We start from the raw sequence: 458 nt of genomic DNA on the forward strand, positions 1-458 counted from the left end.
CGGTAAATTTTATCTCCAATGTGTTTTGCATAAAGTTCATACAGCGCAAATGTCACGCCAGCCATCAAAGCGCCACTTTGCTTATTTGTCTTTGCGTGAAGTGCGTATTCTATGATCTGGTCACTTCCAGAGCCGATGATTAAATTTTTGCTAGTTACGCCAAATTTCTTAGCCAGCCCTTCTTGTAGCTCAAAGTAACTATCGTCTGGATAGAGATGCGCTTTTTTAGCGACCTCTTTTAGCGTCTCCTCTGCGCGTTTGCTCGTACCAAAAGGGTTTTCGTTCCTAGCTAGCTTGATTACATCTTTTGCCTAGATACCAAATTCTCTAACTACAAGCTCGATTGGCATTCCAGCCTCGTAATTTACTAGATCATCTAAAAAGTCATTAAATTTCATTACTCATCTCCGTTTAAATAGCTTCCAAGCCATGTTATCTCAGCGCCACTCTCTTTTGCG

1 pseudogene is annotated in these 458 nt (G+C 41.3%); it reads right to left on the bottom strand.

Features of this window, described 5'->3' with window-relative positions:
• A pseudogene (locus CYP43_RS02120) lies at positions 1-398 on the bottom strand (aminotransferase class I/II-fold pyridoxal phosphate-dependent enzyme); the annotation flags it as partial.
• Positions 399-458 lie beyond the last annotated feature (60 nt).

This window comes from Campylobacter concisus (assembly GCF_002913045.1).
Lineage (GTDB): Bacteria > Campylobacterota > Campylobacteria > Campylobacterales > Campylobacteraceae > Campylobacter_A > Campylobacter_A concisus_AP.